General features: G+C 37.3%; 14 protein-coding genes. 3 read left to right on the top strand and 11 right to left on the bottom strand.

Features of this window, described 5'->3' with window-relative positions; translation table 11 throughout:
- Window positions 1-3 precede the first annotated feature (3 nt).
- The 4 genes from potD to potA form a co-directional block, all read right to left on the bottom strand.
- Entirely contained in the window at window positions 4-1,053 is a 1,050-nt protein-coding gene (potD, locus tag M1F26_RS16440) for a spermidine/putrescine ABC transporter substrate-binding protein PotD (RefSeq protein ID WP_140171718.1), read from the bottom strand.
- Between the two features lie 159 nt (window positions 1,054-1,212).
- Window positions 1,213-2,001, bottom strand: a complete 789-nt coding sequence (gene potC / locus M1F26_RS16445) for a spermidine/putrescine ABC transporter permease PotC (RefSeq protein ID WP_004259098.1) — start codon at window positions 1,999-2,001, stop codon at window positions 1,213-1,215.
- Window positions 1,998-2,861: a spermidine/putrescine ABC transporter permease PotB gene (gene potB, locus M1F26_RS16450; protein WP_004259100.1), complete on the bottom strand. Its 864-nt coding sequence runs from the start codon at window positions 2,859-2,861 to the stop codon at window positions 1,998-2,000. The genes potC and potB overlap by 4 nt, the downstream gene beginning before the upstream one ends.
- Window positions 2,848-3,957, bottom strand: coding sequence for a spermidine/putrescine ABC transporter ATP-binding protein PotA (potA, locus tag M1F26_RS16455; RefSeq protein ID WP_004259102.1), 1,110 nt, complete (start codon window positions 3,955-3,957; stop codon window positions 2,848-2,850). The genes potB and potA overlap by 14 nt, the downstream gene beginning before the upstream one ends.
- 907 nt (window positions 3,958-4,864) lie before the next feature.
- On the opposite strand from potA, the gene M1F26_RS16460 reads away from it, so the two are divergent.
- Window positions 4,865-6,511, top strand: a complete 1,647-nt coding sequence (locus M1F26_RS16460; RefSeq protein WP_140171719.1) for a fumarate hydratase — start codon at window positions 4,865-4,867, stop codon at window positions 6,509-6,511.
- Window positions 6,512-6,723: 212 nt separating this feature from the next.
- Here M1F26_RS16460 and M1F26_RS16465 read toward each other — a convergent pair whose 3' ends face one another.
- The 6 genes from M1F26_RS16465 to M1F26_RS16490 form a co-directional block, all read right to left on the bottom strand.
- Window positions 6,724-7,689, bottom strand: coding sequence for a fimbrial protein (locus tag M1F26_RS16465; RefSeq protein WP_140171720.1), 966 nt, complete (start codon window positions 7,687-7,689; stop codon window positions 6,724-6,726).
- 12 nt (window positions 7,690-7,701) lie between these two features.
- Complete coding sequence (locus tag M1F26_RS16470) at window positions 7,702-8,178, bottom strand: fimbrial protein (protein ID WP_226617002.1); 477 nt, start codon at window positions 8,176-8,178, stop codon at window positions 7,702-7,704.
- 85 nt (window positions 8,179-8,263) lie between these two features.
- Window positions 8,264-8,992 carry a molecular chaperone gene (locus tag M1F26_RS16475; RefSeq protein WP_004259120.1) on the bottom strand — a complete coding sequence of 243 codons (729 nt, stop codon included), beginning with the start codon at window positions 8,990-8,992 and terminating at the stop codon, window positions 8,264-8,266.
- Window positions 8,993-9,003: 11 nt separating this feature from the next.
- On the bottom strand, window positions 9,004-11,499 hold the full coding sequence (locus tag M1F26_RS16480) for a fimbria/pilus outer membrane usher protein (RefSeq protein ID WP_140171721.1): 2,496 nt from the start codon (window positions 11,497-11,499) through the stop codon (window positions 9,004-9,006).
- Window positions 11,500-11,577: 78 nt separating this feature from the next.
- The gene (locus M1F26_RS16485) at window positions 11,578-12,135 is read right to left on the bottom strand and encodes a fimbrial protein (RefSeq protein ID WP_140171722.1); all 558 of its coding nucleotides are present in this window, start codon (window positions 12,133-12,135) and stop codon (window positions 11,578-11,580) included.
- A 214-nt stretch (window positions 12,136-12,349) separates the two neighbouring features.
- Window positions 12,350-12,586: a helix-turn-helix domain-containing protein gene (locus M1F26_RS16490; protein WP_004259130.1), complete on the bottom strand. Its 237-nt coding sequence runs from the start codon at window positions 12,584-12,586 to the stop codon at window positions 12,350-12,352.
- A 1,293-nt stretch (window positions 12,587-13,879) separates the two neighbouring features.
- On the opposite strand from M1F26_RS16490, the gene M1F26_RS16495 reads away from it, so the two are divergent.
- The gene (locus M1F26_RS16495; protein ID WP_140171882.1) at window positions 13,880-14,875 is read left to right on the top strand and encodes a nitrilase family protein; all 996 of its coding nucleotides are present in this window, start codon (window positions 13,880-13,882) and stop codon (window positions 14,873-14,875) included.
- Window positions 14,876-14,956: 81 nt separating this feature from the next.
- Window positions 14,957-15,853, top strand: a complete 897-nt coding sequence (locus M1F26_RS16500; RefSeq protein WP_094961563.1) for a LysR family transcriptional regulator — start codon at window positions 14,957-14,959, stop codon at window positions 15,851-15,853.
- A 37-nt stretch (window positions 15,854-15,890) separates the two neighbouring features.
- On the opposite strand, the gene M1F26_RS16505 is transcribed toward M1F26_RS16500, so the two are convergent.
- Complete coding sequence (locus M1F26_RS16505; protein WP_140171723.1) at window positions 15,891-16,910, bottom strand: RES family NAD+ phosphorylase; 1,020 nt, start codon at window positions 16,908-16,910, stop codon at window positions 15,891-15,893.
- Between the last annotated feature and the right edge of the window lie 4 nt (window positions 16,911-16,914).

Genomic DNA, 16,914 nt, shown 5'->3' on the forward strand with positions numbered 1-16,914 from the left:
TAATTAACGTCCTGCTTTTAGCTTTTGGAAATATTCTTCATAAATAATATTGGTATTCCCCACATCACTTTGCCATTCGCCTTTTTGCAGAACTTCTTCACTTGGGTAAAGTGATGGGTCATTAGCAATTTCAGCAGGTAATAATTTTTTAGCTTCTAAATTTGGTGTTGGGTAACCAATAGATTCAGCCACTTGAGCTGCAATTTCTGGACGCAATAAGAAATTAATTAACTTATGGGCCCCTTCCACATTTTTGGCGTTAGCAGGAATAGCTAAGCTATCCATCCAGAAAATCCCACCTTCTTTTGGCCACACCACTTCAATCGGTAAGCCAGCTTGCCGCGCGACGAATGCAGAACCATTCCACAACATTCCCACATCAACCTCACCTTCAATAAATGGTGTTGCTGGGTTGTCAGAGTTGAAGGCTAAAATATTTGGGCGTAATTTTTGCAACTCTTTATACGCCTCTTCAATTTGTTTCGGATCAGTCGTATTACCTGAATAACCTAATTTAGTGAGCGCAACTTGGAAAACTTCCCGTGCATCATCCATCATCAGCAAGCTATTTTTATACTCAGGTTTCCAAAAATCCGCCCACGAGGTGACAGACTGTGGGTCAACAGCTTCACCATTAATACCTATCCCTGTCGCACCCCAAATATAAGGCACTGAATAATCATTATTCGGGTCAAATTCTTTATGGATTAAGTTTGGGTCAAGATTTTTAAAATTGGTTAATTTGCTGTGATCAATCTTTTGTAGCATCCCTTCTTTACTCATTTTGGCAATAAAATAAGTAGAAGGCACCACCAAGTCATAAGCCCCTTCTTTATAGGTCTTTAACTTGGTATACATGCTTTCGTTTGATTCATAGGTGGAGTAAATCACCTTGATGCCCGTTTCTTTGGTAAATTGCTCTAATAAACCGGGGGGAACATATTCTGTCCAGTTATAGAAATACAGTACGTCTTTGTTATCGTCAGCGGCAGTTGCCGTGCCAATACTTGCAACCATTAACCCTGCTGCCAGTAGATAGGACCATTTTTTCATTACTGAGTTTCCCTCAACAAAGTGTTTTTATCCCTTAATGCATCAAGTAACCACTTGAATTATTTAGGGTATATATCTTATAGGCTAAATAAAGCCCACCCTCTCGCCATATGGCATCAAAAAAGCGCTGTTATAGAAAAAACCAACACCATCACTCATTTATGATTTCGCTTTTTTCGAGTATTTATCCCGCATCACCCATTGGCTTAAACAAACGAGCAGTAAAGACATAATCAACAATACTGTCGCCAATGCGTTTACTTCTGGGGAGACCCCGACTTTTACCATTGAATATATTTTCAATGGTAAAATCTCATAACTTGGCCCCGTAACAAATGACGAAACCACCACATCGTCCATCGACAATGTAAAACTCAGTAGCCACCCTGCCACAACCGCAGGTAGCGCTAATGGCAAAATGATTTTCCTTAAGATGGTAAACTCACCCGCACCGAGGTCACGTGCAGCTTCGAGCATCTTCACATCAAAGTCCTTTAACCTTGCATACACCGTCACCACTACAAAGGGCAGACAGAATGTAATATGGGAAAAAAGCAATGACCAAAAACCTAGCGAAACCCCAAGGATCATAAATAGAACCAATAACGAAATCGCCATGACGATATCAGGTGACATCATGACCACAAATAACATGCCACCAACAAAAGGTTTTCCTCTAAAGCGATAGCGAAATAATGCAACGGCGGTTAATGTGCCAATGGCTGTCGCGAAAGTCGCTGACAAAACCGCCATGGTTAATGAATGCCCCGCAGCTTCTAATAAGCTATCGTTATTAGCTAGTAATTCATACCATTTAGTTGAAAACCCTTGCCACTGAATACCAAAGCGCGACTCATTAAAGGAATTAACAATCAAAATGATGATTGGAATATAAAGATAAGCGTAGATGATGGCCATAAAACCACCACGCAGAGTACGTCCGATCATTCTTCATATGCCTTTTTATTCAGAAGCTTAGCTGCTCGGTAATACACATACAGCAATAACCCCATCATCACCGTGAGGAAAATGCTGGTTGCTGCCCCGAATGGCCAATCACGAATATTTAAGAACTGGCTCTTAATTACGTTACCGATCAGTAGATTTTTCGCACCACCCATTAAATCCGCGACGTAGAACAGCCCCATTGCTGGTAATAAAACCAGCAAACAGCCTGCAATAATACCTGGCATCGTTAAAGGAATGATAATTTTCACAAACCGTTGAAATTTATTCGCACCGAGATCTCTTGCAGCTTCTATATATGACTTATCCAGCTTTTCAATACTTGAATACAGCGGCATCACCATAAACGGCAACAATATATAAATGAGGCCTAGTATGACGGCTTCAGGTGTATACATAATTTTCAACGGTTTATCGATAACACCAACCCACAGTAAAAAGTCATTTAAGTACCCTTTGGTACTGAGAAAAACTTTTAACCCATAGATACGAATCAATGAATTGGTCCAAAATGGCACAATTAACAGAAACAACATCAAAGGTTGCACCCGTTTAGGTAGCTTTGCCAATATAAAGGCAAATGGATAGCCAATAACTAAACAGAAAAAGGTTGCGATCACCGCCATATTGAGCGAGTGCAGCATGACCTCTGCATACATCGGGTCAGACAAGCGAACGTAGTTATCCCACGTAAAAACTAAGTCGACTAAGTTGGTGTCGCTACGCGTCAAAAAGCTAGTGCCAATAATCATGATATTAGGCAAGAAGACGAATAGCAGCAGCCAGGCGACCACCCCAGTGATAATAACGTTCTGCAAAATTTTATGTTTACGAATGATCATCCAGAACTACCTCCCAACTTTCAACCCAAGTCACAGCAACTTTTTGGTTAAGGGAGTGGTCGACATCGGGGTCATCTTCATTAAAGAATTCGCTAACCATGACAATTTTGCCATCTTCCATTTCAACCACTGAGTCTAACGTCATGCCTTTATAGTTACGCTCACGAACGTAGCCAATCAGCCCCGGATGGTTATCTGCATCATTCACTTCTTCAACGCGCAAGTCTTCAGGACGTAATAACACACTGACGTGTTGCCCTTCTTTGACAGAGAGCTCAGTGAAAATATCACATTCATGCCCTTCAACATTGGCTCGAATACGTTTATCATCAATGCGATACAATACTTTCGCATCAAAAATATTAATTTCACCAATAAATTGAGCTACAAACAGATTTTTCGGTTCCTCATAGATTTCGCGAGGAGTACCGTCTTGCTCAATTTTCCCTTCACGCATCACAATGATACGGTCAGACATGGCCAAGGCTTCTTCTTGGTCGTGGGTCACAAAAATAAACGTGATCCCCAGTTTTCGTTGAAGCGCTTTTAGCTCATTTTGCATTTGTTTGCGCAGTTTATAATCAAGCGCAGACAATGATTCATCCAGTAGTAGGACTTTCGGGCGATTCACTACCGCACGGGCTATCGCCACGCGTTGTTGTTGACCACCAGACAGTTGGTTGGGTCTACGCTCAGCAAAATCTTCTAGTTGCACCATACGCAAGGCTTGGTCGACACGTTTTTGGATTTCAGCCGCAGGCGTTTTTTGCATGCGCAGGCCAAATGCCACGTTATCGAAGACTGTCATATGAGGAAATAAAGCGTAGCTTTGAAAGACGGTATTTACAAAACGGTTTTCCGCTGGAATATCCGTAATATCTTGACCATCAAGAATAATTTGACCGCCATCGGCATCTTCTAGCCCTGCAATAAGACGTAAAACAGTCGTTTTACCGCAACCAGAAGGCCCCAGAATGGTCAAAAACTCACCGTTCTGAATGGTTAAGTCAAGCTCAGAAATAATTTGTTTGCCATCAAAACCTTTACTTAAAGATTTTAATTCAATGAGTGGTGTCAGAGAGGTTGTCTCAGTCATTTATTATACACTCTATCCCTAGGAATAATGCAGATAGAATCGCCACCGTTAAAGACTGTATAAGCTTGTCGGAGGTTTACTCTGTCAACTTAAGTAACATAAGTAAATAATTTCCCCAGCAAAGCCCAAAACCAGTAGCGCCATTTAAACTTCATAAGGCATGCATGATAAACACTGTTTTTGCAAATTGAAAGCCATTTTCACAACTTCGTTTGCCTTTCATTATGAATTCTCAATAAATAAAACAGATTTTTGAGAAAAATAAGCGACATAGCGATATATAGAATCAGTCTGTCCATATCTATAGATTTACATGATACATTCGAAGATAAAACTTAAGTCAAATTCAATGAAATTCATAGAGTTAAAACAATTCACAATAAAAATAATAATAATTATGGAATTAATAGTTTTTATTATTTTTAATTTTTTAATTCATATATTTAATGATATAAATTTTAAAACTTCATGCGAGATAAAAATACAATAAGCCTTTACCATAACTAACTCGTCGAGTTTTGATGGTAGTTATATCCAGTAGATATATATCGTGATTATATATAGAACAAAGGCAATAACTGGTAACATCTATAACAAATAATTAAAGTCGCAGTTGATAATATTATTATGTGATTTAAATCTAATTTTCATTAATCCTTATTTTTTATCTCAATAAATTTAACCAATATCATATTATTCTTTGCATCTCTTTGAATATAATAATCAAATTGATATAATTTCAATCTAAACTGTAACTTTTAGTGACTTATTTTGTGATTTTTGTTTCATTATTACACCCATAAATTTTACTTTGTATCTTTCGAGTTAAATCAATTAAAGAATAAACATAAGCCTTCGGGTGATTACCTTTGGAAATTCCACTGAAATTAATATGTGAGTGAGCAAAATGGCTAATAAAGAGTTTTTTTACCAAGAACCTTATCCATTATCTGAGGATAAAACTGAGTATTTCCAAGTCTCTGATAAATATGTTTCTGTAGAACAATTTGCTGGTAAGCAAATTTTAAAGATAGAACCTGAGGCATTAACTCTCCTTGCAGAACACGCAATTTATGAATCCCAGTTTTTTTTAAGAGCTGCGCACCAGAAACAAGTCGCCGCTATCTTACAAGACCCAGAAGCCAGCGAAAACGACAAATACGTGGCGTTACAATTACTTCGCAATGCTGAAATTTCTGCAAAAGGTATTTTGCCAAACTGCCAAGATACAGGAACGGTTGCGGTTGTTGGGAAAAAAGGCCAACAAGTTTGGACAGACTGCAATGACGAAGAGTACCTCTCTCGAGGGATTTATAATGTCTTCCAACACGAAAACCTGCGCTTTTCTCAAAATGCACCGCTAGATATGTTTAATGAAGTCAATACTGGCACAAACCTGCCAGCACAGTTTGACATTTTTGCGACCACAGGTGATGAATATCACTTCCTATTTGTTAACAAAGGCGGCGGTTCAGCAAATAAATCAGCACTTTACCAAGAAACAAAAGCCACCTTAACCCCAGCCAAGTTAAAAAATTTCTTAATTGAAAAAATGCGTAACTTAGGAACAACAGCTTGCCCGCCTTACCATATTGCCTTCGTTATCGGCGGTACTTCAGCGGAAACAACACTGAAAACAGCTAAACTCGCCTCCGCAAAATACTACGACAACCTGCCAACCACAGGTAATGAGTACGGCCGTGCTTTCCGTGATATTGAACTAGAAAATGAGTTATTAGAAGCTTCTCGTCATCTTGGTTTTGGCGCACAATTTGGTGGTAAATATTTTGCTCACGATGTACGAGTTATTCGTTTACCTCGTCATGGTGCCTCTTGCCCAATCGGTTTAGCCATTTCTTGCTCTGCCGACCGTAATATTAAAGCTAAAATTACCAAAAGCGGTTTATGGCTTGAAAAAATGGAGCATAACCCAGCCCAATACATTCCTGAATCTATGCGTAACCAAGCTGAAGGAAAAGTGGTACATATCGACCTCAACCGCCCAATGAAAGATATTTTGGCTGAGCTGAGTAAACACCCGGTATCAACACGTGTTTCTCTCAGCGGGCCTCTGATTATTGCTCGAGATATTGCGCATACTAAGCTTAAAGAACGTTTAGATAACGGCGAAGAATTGCCTCAATATTTTAAAGACCACATGGTGTATTACGCAGGGCCAGCCAAAAAACCAGAAGATATGGTTTCCGGCTCTTTAGGTCCGACAACAGGTAACCGCATGGACCCTTATGTTAACCTGTTCCAATCCCACGGAGGTAGCATGCTAATGTTGGCGAAAGGCAACCGAACTCAAGCGGTAACTGATGCATGTAAAAAACACGGAGGGTTTTATTTAGGTAGTATCGGTGGCTCAGCTGCGATTCTCGCTCAAGAATATGTGAAAAGTTTAAATTGCCTTGAGTATCCAGAATTAGGAATGGAAGCGATTTGGAAAATGGAAGTTGAGGGGCTGCCTGCATTTATTCTCGTTGATGACAAAGGCAATAACTTCTTTGAACAAGTCCAAAATGAGACTTGCAGTAAATGCGTTAAATAAGATTTGCCACTCTAGCGCAAAGGAATGCGCTAAATTTCGTTAGCCTATATCACTGCATAACGATGTAACATAGCAAAGAGCAGGCTTTTGGCCTGCTCTTTGGTTGTTGACAACGTGGGATAACAGTGTGATTTTTCCCGCTTTGCGTTATCAGCCGAAAATCAATCTATTGATTTTCATCATGTATTTTTAGTCATCTCTTCGGATTAATGTTAATAATAGTTAATACGGACAATCGTTGAGGCGCTAAATGGTCCTGTTTTTACCGCTCCCACCTTTTTAACCGTCGCACTGTAGTCACGTGTAATCGATGTACTCCCTAAGGGGAGTGTTCCGAAAAACTGGAAGTAATTAAATTTTATTTTTTCCGCTTTATCATCCGAAAGAATTAAATTAGTCCCGTTTTTTAGATCAATGGCATACTCTCCATTTAACGGGTCTGTAGTTTCGAAGTTAATATTCATGGAAAAATTATCTAAGCAGCCCCGCTTCACCGCTTGTATCTGAAAATCTTTTTTAAACTCTTTTCCTTGATTAAGCTCAGTGATCATTAACTGACCATAGTCAATTTGCTGTGACTCTGGGTAAACTTTAATATCAGCCCCACACTTGAGAAAGCGAATACCTCGTAACCCAGTAATAGAATACTTCAAGTTTTTTGCACCATTGGTATGGTTTATCCCACCACTTCCATCAAACTGGAAAACCGTAAATTGGTTATCCCCTGTGTAGTTACCTGAAGGAGGAACAATACCCGTCACTTTGATATATAGTGTAAAAGTCACTGTTACCGTGACATTCTCTCCGCGGCGAATAGGTGGAGTCCCTAAGTTGACACGCTGCTCATTTTGTTCCAATTGTTGGCCTTGGTAATTCGCGCCTAGTAATAACCCTGTCCCAAGTTTTTGAGATTTCGGATTAAAATACATATGAACAACGTCAACAGCATTACCAAGTACATTGTCACAATAAACGGTTACTGTTAAAGGGTCGGATTGCCAAATAATAGAACCTGCCGTTGTATCAGCAGGAATGGCCAATTGACCTACAGGAACTGCGGGTTTTTCGACGACTCCAGTCCCCTTTTCCACACAATCTAATGCAAAGGTTTTTGGGCTAATAAAAACGAATAGAAATAAAATATAAAAACCATATTTTTGAATAAACTTGTGTATCATGATTTATACACCTTATATGTAAGTAATATTTAAGGTAATTTGCGTTTTAATATTACCCACTGTTAATTCATTTCTTGGTAGATAACTCTCTAGCATGGAATAAATCGTAATTTGCTGGTTATCATCAAAATAGATGGGATAACTGCGGTATTCTCCATTAGGAACAATATTGCCATCTTTATCCATTAATCGAATCCCATAACCATTTAGAATGGTTTTACCACCAAATAAATTACGGTCTGTACTTTCAGTTGGTTCTGAAATAAACATGATCCGAACAACCGGAACCCTATCATCGCGATTGCGTTTTGGAAAAATACAATCATCAAACTTTAGTTTGATTTCATGCTTAGGGCTTCTGTCTCCAATTTCATTAAAGTAATTCAGAGATATTGGTCCTAATTCAATATTTTGATCTATCGAGTAAAATGAAATCTTACAAGGCAATGCCACCACATTTCCCGTAAAATTAAGATCACCTCTCATCATGCTACTATCTGCATAAGCTTGGCTTCCACATAGAGATAGCATAAAAAGACATATTGAAAAGTAGCAATTTCTCATATCTAAAATCCTATTGGCTCTCTTTTGACAGCTGGCAGGTCGACGCAGCGCATTGGTAAGTCAACATTTTCATGCCACCGTAATCATCCATATAACCGGTATATAACTGATTAAAACTGCTTGCTGGTACGGGAACACTTTCCTTAGAAAGCGGGGCAATCATCACACTTTCAAAACCAGGAAAATTTTTCTGGTTATTATTACTGAGATAACCCAATGTCACATAATATTTAGTTGGATTTTCAATAAGTAATTGCCCACCTGTGTGCGTATATTTCAGCTCTTTAGCCCATACTTTATCGCTGTTATTTTCGATTTGAGGTGGTCGATAAAACATTTTGAGACGGCTTTGAATCGCAATCTGTACGACATTTTCTTTATCTGTCACCGGTGGAATTTCACGCACATTTAAATAGAACAGAGATTCTCTATCTTGTGGAAGAGCATCTATTCCCTCTGTTTTAATAATTTTAATTTGGTTTTTAGCATTCGGCTCAACGCGTTGCATTGGAGGTAAAACTGTAAAAGGTTCAGAAACCTTATTCCCTTTTTCATCTTCCATCCAAGATTGAGCTAAGTAGGGCATTGTTTTGCTTTGGTTATTAATAACCAAACTGATTGATTTATCTTTGCCTGGAAAAATGATCCGTGTACGGTCAATATTAATCGCAGCAGACGCAACTTGCATGCCGACAAAAACTAATGAAAATCCTAAAGCTACTACATACTTTTTACTCATACATCATTCCTTTATTGGCAAGGGATCAGGACTTTCCCCTGATTTTTTTCGGCAATATTAGGTAAATTCAAACTACATTGGTTTGCGCCAGCAGCCCATTTCACTATGTAGCTTTCTTCTGGAGCCACACCCGTTAAATAAGCAACACCACTATCTGCAATAATTCCGACTTCTCTTCCTGTACTTAATTCAGTCACACTGGTACCAAGCGGTGGATAATTCCCATTATTCAAACGGATAACTGCTAAAATACGTTTTCCTTGGTTCGCTTTTATTCTCTGAAAACCAATTGAACCCTCAGTTAATGTTTTACCAATAATGTTGTCATTGACATCCACATCGTCAGGCAGTGTATTCATATCAATGTAAACATCTGAATTAGAAAAACTATTTAAGCTTGTCGCAACACCAATCCCAAATCGGTTCGTGACAGATTCACCATTATTAATAGAAATCCCAGCGACATTGTCACTATCAATCATCACTCGAGGTTCGTTGTTAGTCCCGTTACGGTGCATAGCTGCGCCATATTTCGTTGCTGTCATGGAGCCATACCAACTACCGCCAAAAGCACGATATGAGTTCACATTCTCTGTCGCATTAACATTCAATACGCCATAAGGCGATGAATATTGATAACTACCGCTGATATTTGGCTCAGCACGTCCAAGCTTGTGCTGGTCACCACCAACACGCATACTCCAGTAGTTATTATTCTCGTTCGGGCTGTAATAACCTACCGATTGGCCAAAGCTATGGTCATTATCTGCATATTGAGCGTCGTAACTGACTGACGCACCATTTTCAAGTGGCACGGAGAAAGAAAGGTAAATTTGATTATCATCCGTCTCTTCATATTTAATTTTATTAAGTGATAAGGTGCCGGAAATGTTTTTAATTTGCCCTATACTAAATAGCTTACTAAAACTCATACCAAAGTTTGTTGTAGATTCACTATTCCAAAATTGGCGATGAGAAGCATTAAAATAGACAGTTAAATCCAGTGGGCTAATGTATTGATTAAAAGACGCGGTATAGACGTTTTTGTCACGTCTAAAATCAAGTACACCGTTAGCTGCATCAATGTATTGAGGCATCGTTAAGAATTCTTTTTCAGAAAATTTATAGCCTGCGAATGTTATCTGTGAATTGGTAGATTCAAAACGTTTAGAATAATTTAAACGATAGCTATTACCTGAATAAGATCCAAAATTATCTAAATTTGCATGGGTGCGAGTGATATCAACAGAGATAGCACCAAACATATTCATGTTTTGCCCTATCCCCAGGTTCATCGCTTGATAATTGTTATTATCTACCGTTGCAATTAACCCACCAAAGATGGATGTATCACCAAATAAACCATAGGAAACTTCTCCTACAATAAACTTAGGATCAATTTTCTGTGAGCGACCAAATGGGTCGGATTGCCCCATGGTAAATTTATAAAGTAGCTGCCCCTGACGCGTTAAAAATGGCAACGATGCCGCTGTCACTTGATAAGTGGTTTTTGAACCATCTTCTTCCTCAATGGTTACATCTAAAGTACCTTGTACCGCTTCAGTGATATCTTGAATATTAAATGGCCCTGGAGCGACTTTAACTTGCTTAATCACACGCCCATTCTGTGAAATAATCACCATCGCATTCGTTTTCGCAATACCGGTAACCTGAGGTGCATAACCGCGTAATGAAGGTGGAAGCATCCGGTTATCACTAAAAATAGACGCCCCTATAAAGCGAAAACTATCAAATAAGTCAGTCTTCAAATAAGACTCACCAAGTAAAACCTTTGCACCCATTTGAGGTAAAGCACGAAAAGCGTATAACTGAGTCCAATCAAACCGCTCATTCGTTTTACCTTGAGAACGATTATATTGATATTGATAGTCAGCACGAAAACGCCAAGCTCCTAAGTTAACGCCAGCGGTACCGTTACTACTACCACTGAATGTTTCACTGTTATTTTTAGGCGCTGAGTAATTGACAAACAGGTTATAGTCGAGAAATGCGCCCGCAATCCCATTTTCCCATTGGGAAGGTGGAACCCAATACGGGTCATCATATTCAAGCCAAGCTTGAGGAATAGAAAATAAGATATTCTGATTCGCTTTATCAAAGCGATAGGTAATATCTAAATTTTTAGATAGTTCAACACACTGGCCATTATTATTTTGCAGAAGTTCTTCCTTTACCTTCTTTTTTAATGCAAAAATATTTACCATCTCTGGTGTAATACAGAGTGTTGAAGTATCTTTACTCTCTTCGATGAATTTAATTAAATACTGCCCAGATAACTTTCTACCATTCAATGTAATATCTGTTAAATATTCACCAGCAGGAATAAAATCGGGATTAGAAAACTGACTTAAGTCAATATTATCTCTATCCTTAGCATCAATAATATTCATATTAAATTCCACTGCATTAGAAATTCCAGAAAAGGAAAATGCCAAAGCAATCGAAAATAATATTTTATTTATTTTAAACTGAGGAAATAGAGACATGATGTTCCCTGTAAGAAAAATAAAAATAAAGAAAGAAAAATAACAGGCAAATACATGCCTGTTATTTTAAATAAAAAATTACAGGTAGTTTAAAGCGTAAGTTGCTTGAGAAATAATGCTACCAGTTTCAACTTTGCTACCATTTGCTTCAACACGTGCACTGAATGCTAATTTATTTGGACCATCCGCTAATGGCATCTCAACGCTAGTATCACCAACTTTCATTGTTGCGCCATCTGCGTTGATTAAACGAACACCCACACCTTTAGAAGTACCAGTATTTGCCAGTAATTCTTTAGCTGTAGTATCTGGAGTACCAGTGAAAGTTACTTTTACTTTGCTAACCGCAGGGAAGATAACTTTGTCGTCAGCATCTGTCACTGCACCTAAATCACAGTTTTCTAACTGGATATTGTATTGAACACTTTGGCTATATTTGTTACCAGTTTCCAATACTTTATTTGCAACTTGTCCAAGGTCAACGTTGATTGTACCATCACCAGGGATTGAGCAAGGTGCATTAATCACTTTACCAGTAAAGTTGATGATGCCACTTCCTTGATCTACAGGTGCTGCGTGTGCAATACCAAATGAAGAAGCGATAATTGTAGCTAATGCAATCTTAGTTAATTTCATTTATATTTTCCTATAAAAAGACGACAGATGTACCAATCACCTAATAATCAATAAATTACTAGGTTGATATTTATTTGCTGAGAATGTAAAGGTAAAAATAAGAAAGTTAGAATTTTACTAAAAAAATAAAAACACTACATTTTTATTTTTTTAGATATTTAGTTAACTTTAAATATGAATGTTTTTATAATTAGATTACTCTTAATTTTTTAAATTAATTACTTTCTTTATTGATAAAAACATCATCAATAAAAAAGCAAATCATTTCTGTATCTAAAGCGTTAGCAAGGGTGTGCAAGTTTTCAATATTTATATTGCACTCACCCCTTTCATAACGTGAAATCTGTTGTTGGCTAACACCAACAAGATTAGCTAATTCGATGCCTGAAAGCCCTAAATGCTTTCTTCTTTTTCTAATCTCTCTGCCTACTATACGATTTACATTTATCATCAACAATAGCCCAAAATAACCTAAAATATTAAATGGCTAAATTATATTACAAATCAAAAAATTTCACATAATAAATTGCACTGATTATATAAAAAATCAAAAAAGAACAAACCAATTAAAACACGAAATTTGAGTTAATTATAGTTTTCAATATATAAAAGTAAAACTGTTTGTAACGATCGATAGAATAAATTAAAGCCACTGAAACCTATCAATATTTCATTTTTTTAGTTTGCATTATCATATAAGATAAAAAACACATAATTCATATTAGTTATTATTCTTTTTTAAATAAAGAAATAACATACAACCAATTGATATTAAAGAAAAATAACAAACTACCACTATCAATGGTAATATCCAAAAATATAACAACACCTTAATTTATAATGGAATGAAGGCATTTATAATTAATTTTATATGGTATTCATTGATTCCTAAGTATTTTTATATACTTATTTTTATAAATTAATTTATTTTTTACATTTTTAATGTTTGCTTCAAAAAAACAACTAACAATGGTTTTTTTATTCTTATCATTTAATTTAATTTAATTTAATTTAATAGTATTTTTAATTACTCATAATAAGAGTTATAGGATATAAAAAACTGCAATTTTTTTTTATTGGTCGCTATCTACTCATAAATAAATCAAGTTATTCATATTAAGAGTAATAACAATATTGATAGCCATCGATAACTCACATTTCGAGTAAAAAACAACAATCACCAACAAAAATAACGTATAAATAACAATATGTTATATTTGTTTCCAATTGTAACAAAACACAAAATTCTATTGCAGATCAACAAGGTAAAAATGAAATATAACAAAAAGAAAACATAATAATTGCACTACAGGGAGCTATAAAACGAGTAAAACAAGAGTTTTACCTCGCACTTTCACAAGAAATCAGTCAAAACAACAAGGTAAATGCTTACTATTATTGTATGTTTCACATATAGCTTAGGTTAAATTTGTGCTTTTAATACCGAGAATAAAGAGCATTTGTATGCTTGATTCACTAAATGAAAGCATTTCATTGAGGAATAATTGACCTGATACGCTTTAAACCAAAATGGACAACCTAGGAAGATTACACTTAACTAGGCTATTTTTCCGTATTATATATATTTCAACATCTCTTTTTACGTTAATTTATGTATAAAAATGCTAATATTGGTGACCAGACAGATTCATTCAATAACCTATCGTTATGGAATGAGAAAATAACTCATTATTTTTAGCTCAAATTACATGTTTTTATTTCCCTAACTAAGGAGATAAAAATGATGCCAGCACAATCACAGCTTCGGGTTGCAACTGTCCAGTTCCAACACCGTCCTAGCGATAAAACCTACAATTTAGAACGTATCCATGAGTTTATTACTCAAGCCGCCCAACAGAAGGTAAAAATACTGGTTTTACCTGAAATGTGTATTACTGGTTATTGGCACGTGCCGAAGCTACCAGATGATGCCGTTTATGCTTTAAGTGAAACTTTACATGATAGCCCGTCATTAGCATTAATCCGCCAACGGGCCATTGAATTAGACATGATTATCGGGGTTGGGTTGATTGAAAAAGGGTTAGATGGCAAATGCTACAATACTTGGGTCGCTTGTATGCCAGATGGCCAATACCATGCTCATCGTAAATTACATGCCTTTGAGCACCCCGCCATTCATAGCGGAGACAATTACACTGTTTTTGATACGCCATGGGGGGTAAAAGTCGGTATTTTAATTTGTTGGGATAATAACTTAATTGAAAATCCACGCGTCAACGCGCTACTTGGTGCAGATATTATTCTTGCCCCCCATCAAACAGGTGGAACTCATTCGAGTAGCCCTCATGGCATGAAACCGCTCGACCTCCGCCTCTGGGAAAATAGAAAAAAAAATCCTCAAGCATTATTAGATGCATGTCAAGGGGAACATGGGCGCGGATGGCTAATGCGCTGGTTACCCTCCAGAGCCCACGATAATGGCGTGTTTTATTTATTTAGTAATGGAGTTGGCTTAGATGATGATGAAATTCGAACCGGAAACGCCATGATCATAGACCCTTACGGGCGAGTAATTAAAGAAAGCTGCGCAATAGATGATGATATCGTCATCGCGGATCTTGAATTAGATTTATTGCCTACCTCGAATGGCCGTCGCTGGTTAACCGGAAGACGCCCTGAGCTCTACCGAATCATCACTGAAACTCTGGGTTACGAAACGAATATTCGCCATGTCCGTTTTGCTTCTAAGAATTCCCCTTATCATCAAGAAAAGCAATAATAGTTAAAGTCAATGGCTCGCTATAGCATTCATAATAGAAATGTTATAGCGTCTTCTATTACTAGGAACTGGCTAACAACTATGGATACTCGACTACTCCGTGCATTTATCACTCTCGCAGAGACAAAAAATTACCGCGAAGCTTCATCACGCCTATATATTAGTCAGCCAGCCTTAACAAAACAAATTCAACTTCTTGAGAAACAATTGGATATAGTACTATTTGAGCGGGGACGTCATGGTGCGGTACTATCAGATCATGGCCGCGCTTTACTGCCTTACGCAGAACACACGCTAAACCATATGGCGGAGCTGTTAAACCAAGCCGCCGCTCTTAGAGAAACTCCCCCGCTTTCTTTAAATGTCGGATTCGGTATTGCAACTTTTCACGAAGCCTCTTTTTTTGTTGCCCGTCTGAAAGAACAACTCCCCAATGTCACCATTCTATTAGAGGACATGCCCTCACATGTCATGAGAGAGAAGCTTGTTCAGCACCAGTTAGATATCGCATTTACCCGTAGTGATAAGCAAAACTCAGTGGAATACCTTGCCAGCCGCCCATTGAAAATTGAAACACTGGCGCTTGCTGTCACCAAAGACCAACAGCCACATAGTACAATCAATGATTATTTAGCCCAATATCCACTTCTGATGTTACGCGCACAACGCGGTCAGGGTCTTTATCAACAAGTTCAACATTATTTGCAATCTGAAAATCTGCATATCACGCCACGACAAGAAGCCAGTGACATTCAGACTCTAATTGCGTTAGTCGCCGCTAAGGTTGGCATCAGTCTTGTCCCATATAGCGCCAAGCAGATTGGTGGAGAAAATATCGATTTTATTCCAATTCAGGACAATGCAAATGCTCAATGGCAAGTTGATTTAGTTTGGCAAACGACATTACCGAAGACATGGCAGTCGCTTATTGAGAAATTGGTTGAGGAAACGTCAAAACAGACAATAACCCATATGTAAATTTGAGCTGATTTATCAAACTATACGAAACTGCTATTTATCGTCCATGTGATATTTTTAACTTGGTGATCCTAACTTTTTCTACGCTAGTACATACCATTATTTCTTGATTAAAAATAACAAGATTATTACCCGTACTATCGAGAGAACTCGCAAACTTAATGCCGTCAACGCCTGTAAAAACTTTGATGAATTCACAGATAAATTGAGTTGGAATATAGTCCAGATCTGAGTCGAATCGTCTCATAGGTTGGGATAAGTCTAAGCTGATCTTTTGCCTCAGCAATGTGCCTTTAATCTTTTTATTAATCTCGTTAGGGTGATAAAGGGAGGGGGTTTCTGTAAAATCAGCAATAGCAACTCTTGTAGTAACCGTTGAATCTAATTGAAATTTAGCTACCGTGACCTCATCCAAAAAAGTGGCTCGCACCTCATAAAGTGTTGTCGACAAATTGTCACTAAGGTACAAGTACGGAATACCTATTGGATTAGCACGACCTGAAGTCGTTAAATATTTAGGAGGACAAAGCATTTCTGTTTCATTAAAAGGATCTTGCCCCTCTTTTTGATGAAGTCTCGCTCGATAAAAAATATCACTTGGGCTTATGACAACTTGGCTTTGAAAAAAACTGTCCCAGCCAAGATCTTCTGTTAAATAATTGATATCTGTAAAATATCTTTTTTCCCACTTGAGTTGCTCTTTTAGCTGCTCCCAATAGTTTATGTTTTCATAGATTTCATCTATATAATCAGCACCATCACTCGCGCGAATAAAGTTTGTATCAATATTTTGTATAACATAATTTAGAACTTTATCTGCACACGTTTGGTTTTTAAAAAAACTCCAATCTCCCTGTAACAATTTAGATAAAGACGTTCCATGCTCTTTTGGAACTAAGTTAGTAAATAGTTCTGCAAAAAAACCATATAGCTCATCAACCCTGACAACGTCTACATCTAATGTTTTGCAAAAATCACATTGATTAATCTCACACTGAGATATAATAAAGCCAATTATTTCAGTATCTGAAAAACATTCTTTACAAACAAATTTCATATAT

It is taken from the genome of Providencia sp. PROV048 (genome assembly GCF_033688165.1).
GTDB classification, from domain to species: domain Bacteria; phylum Pseudomonadota; class Gammaproteobacteria; order Enterobacterales; family Enterobacteriaceae; genus Providencia; species Providencia hangzhouensis.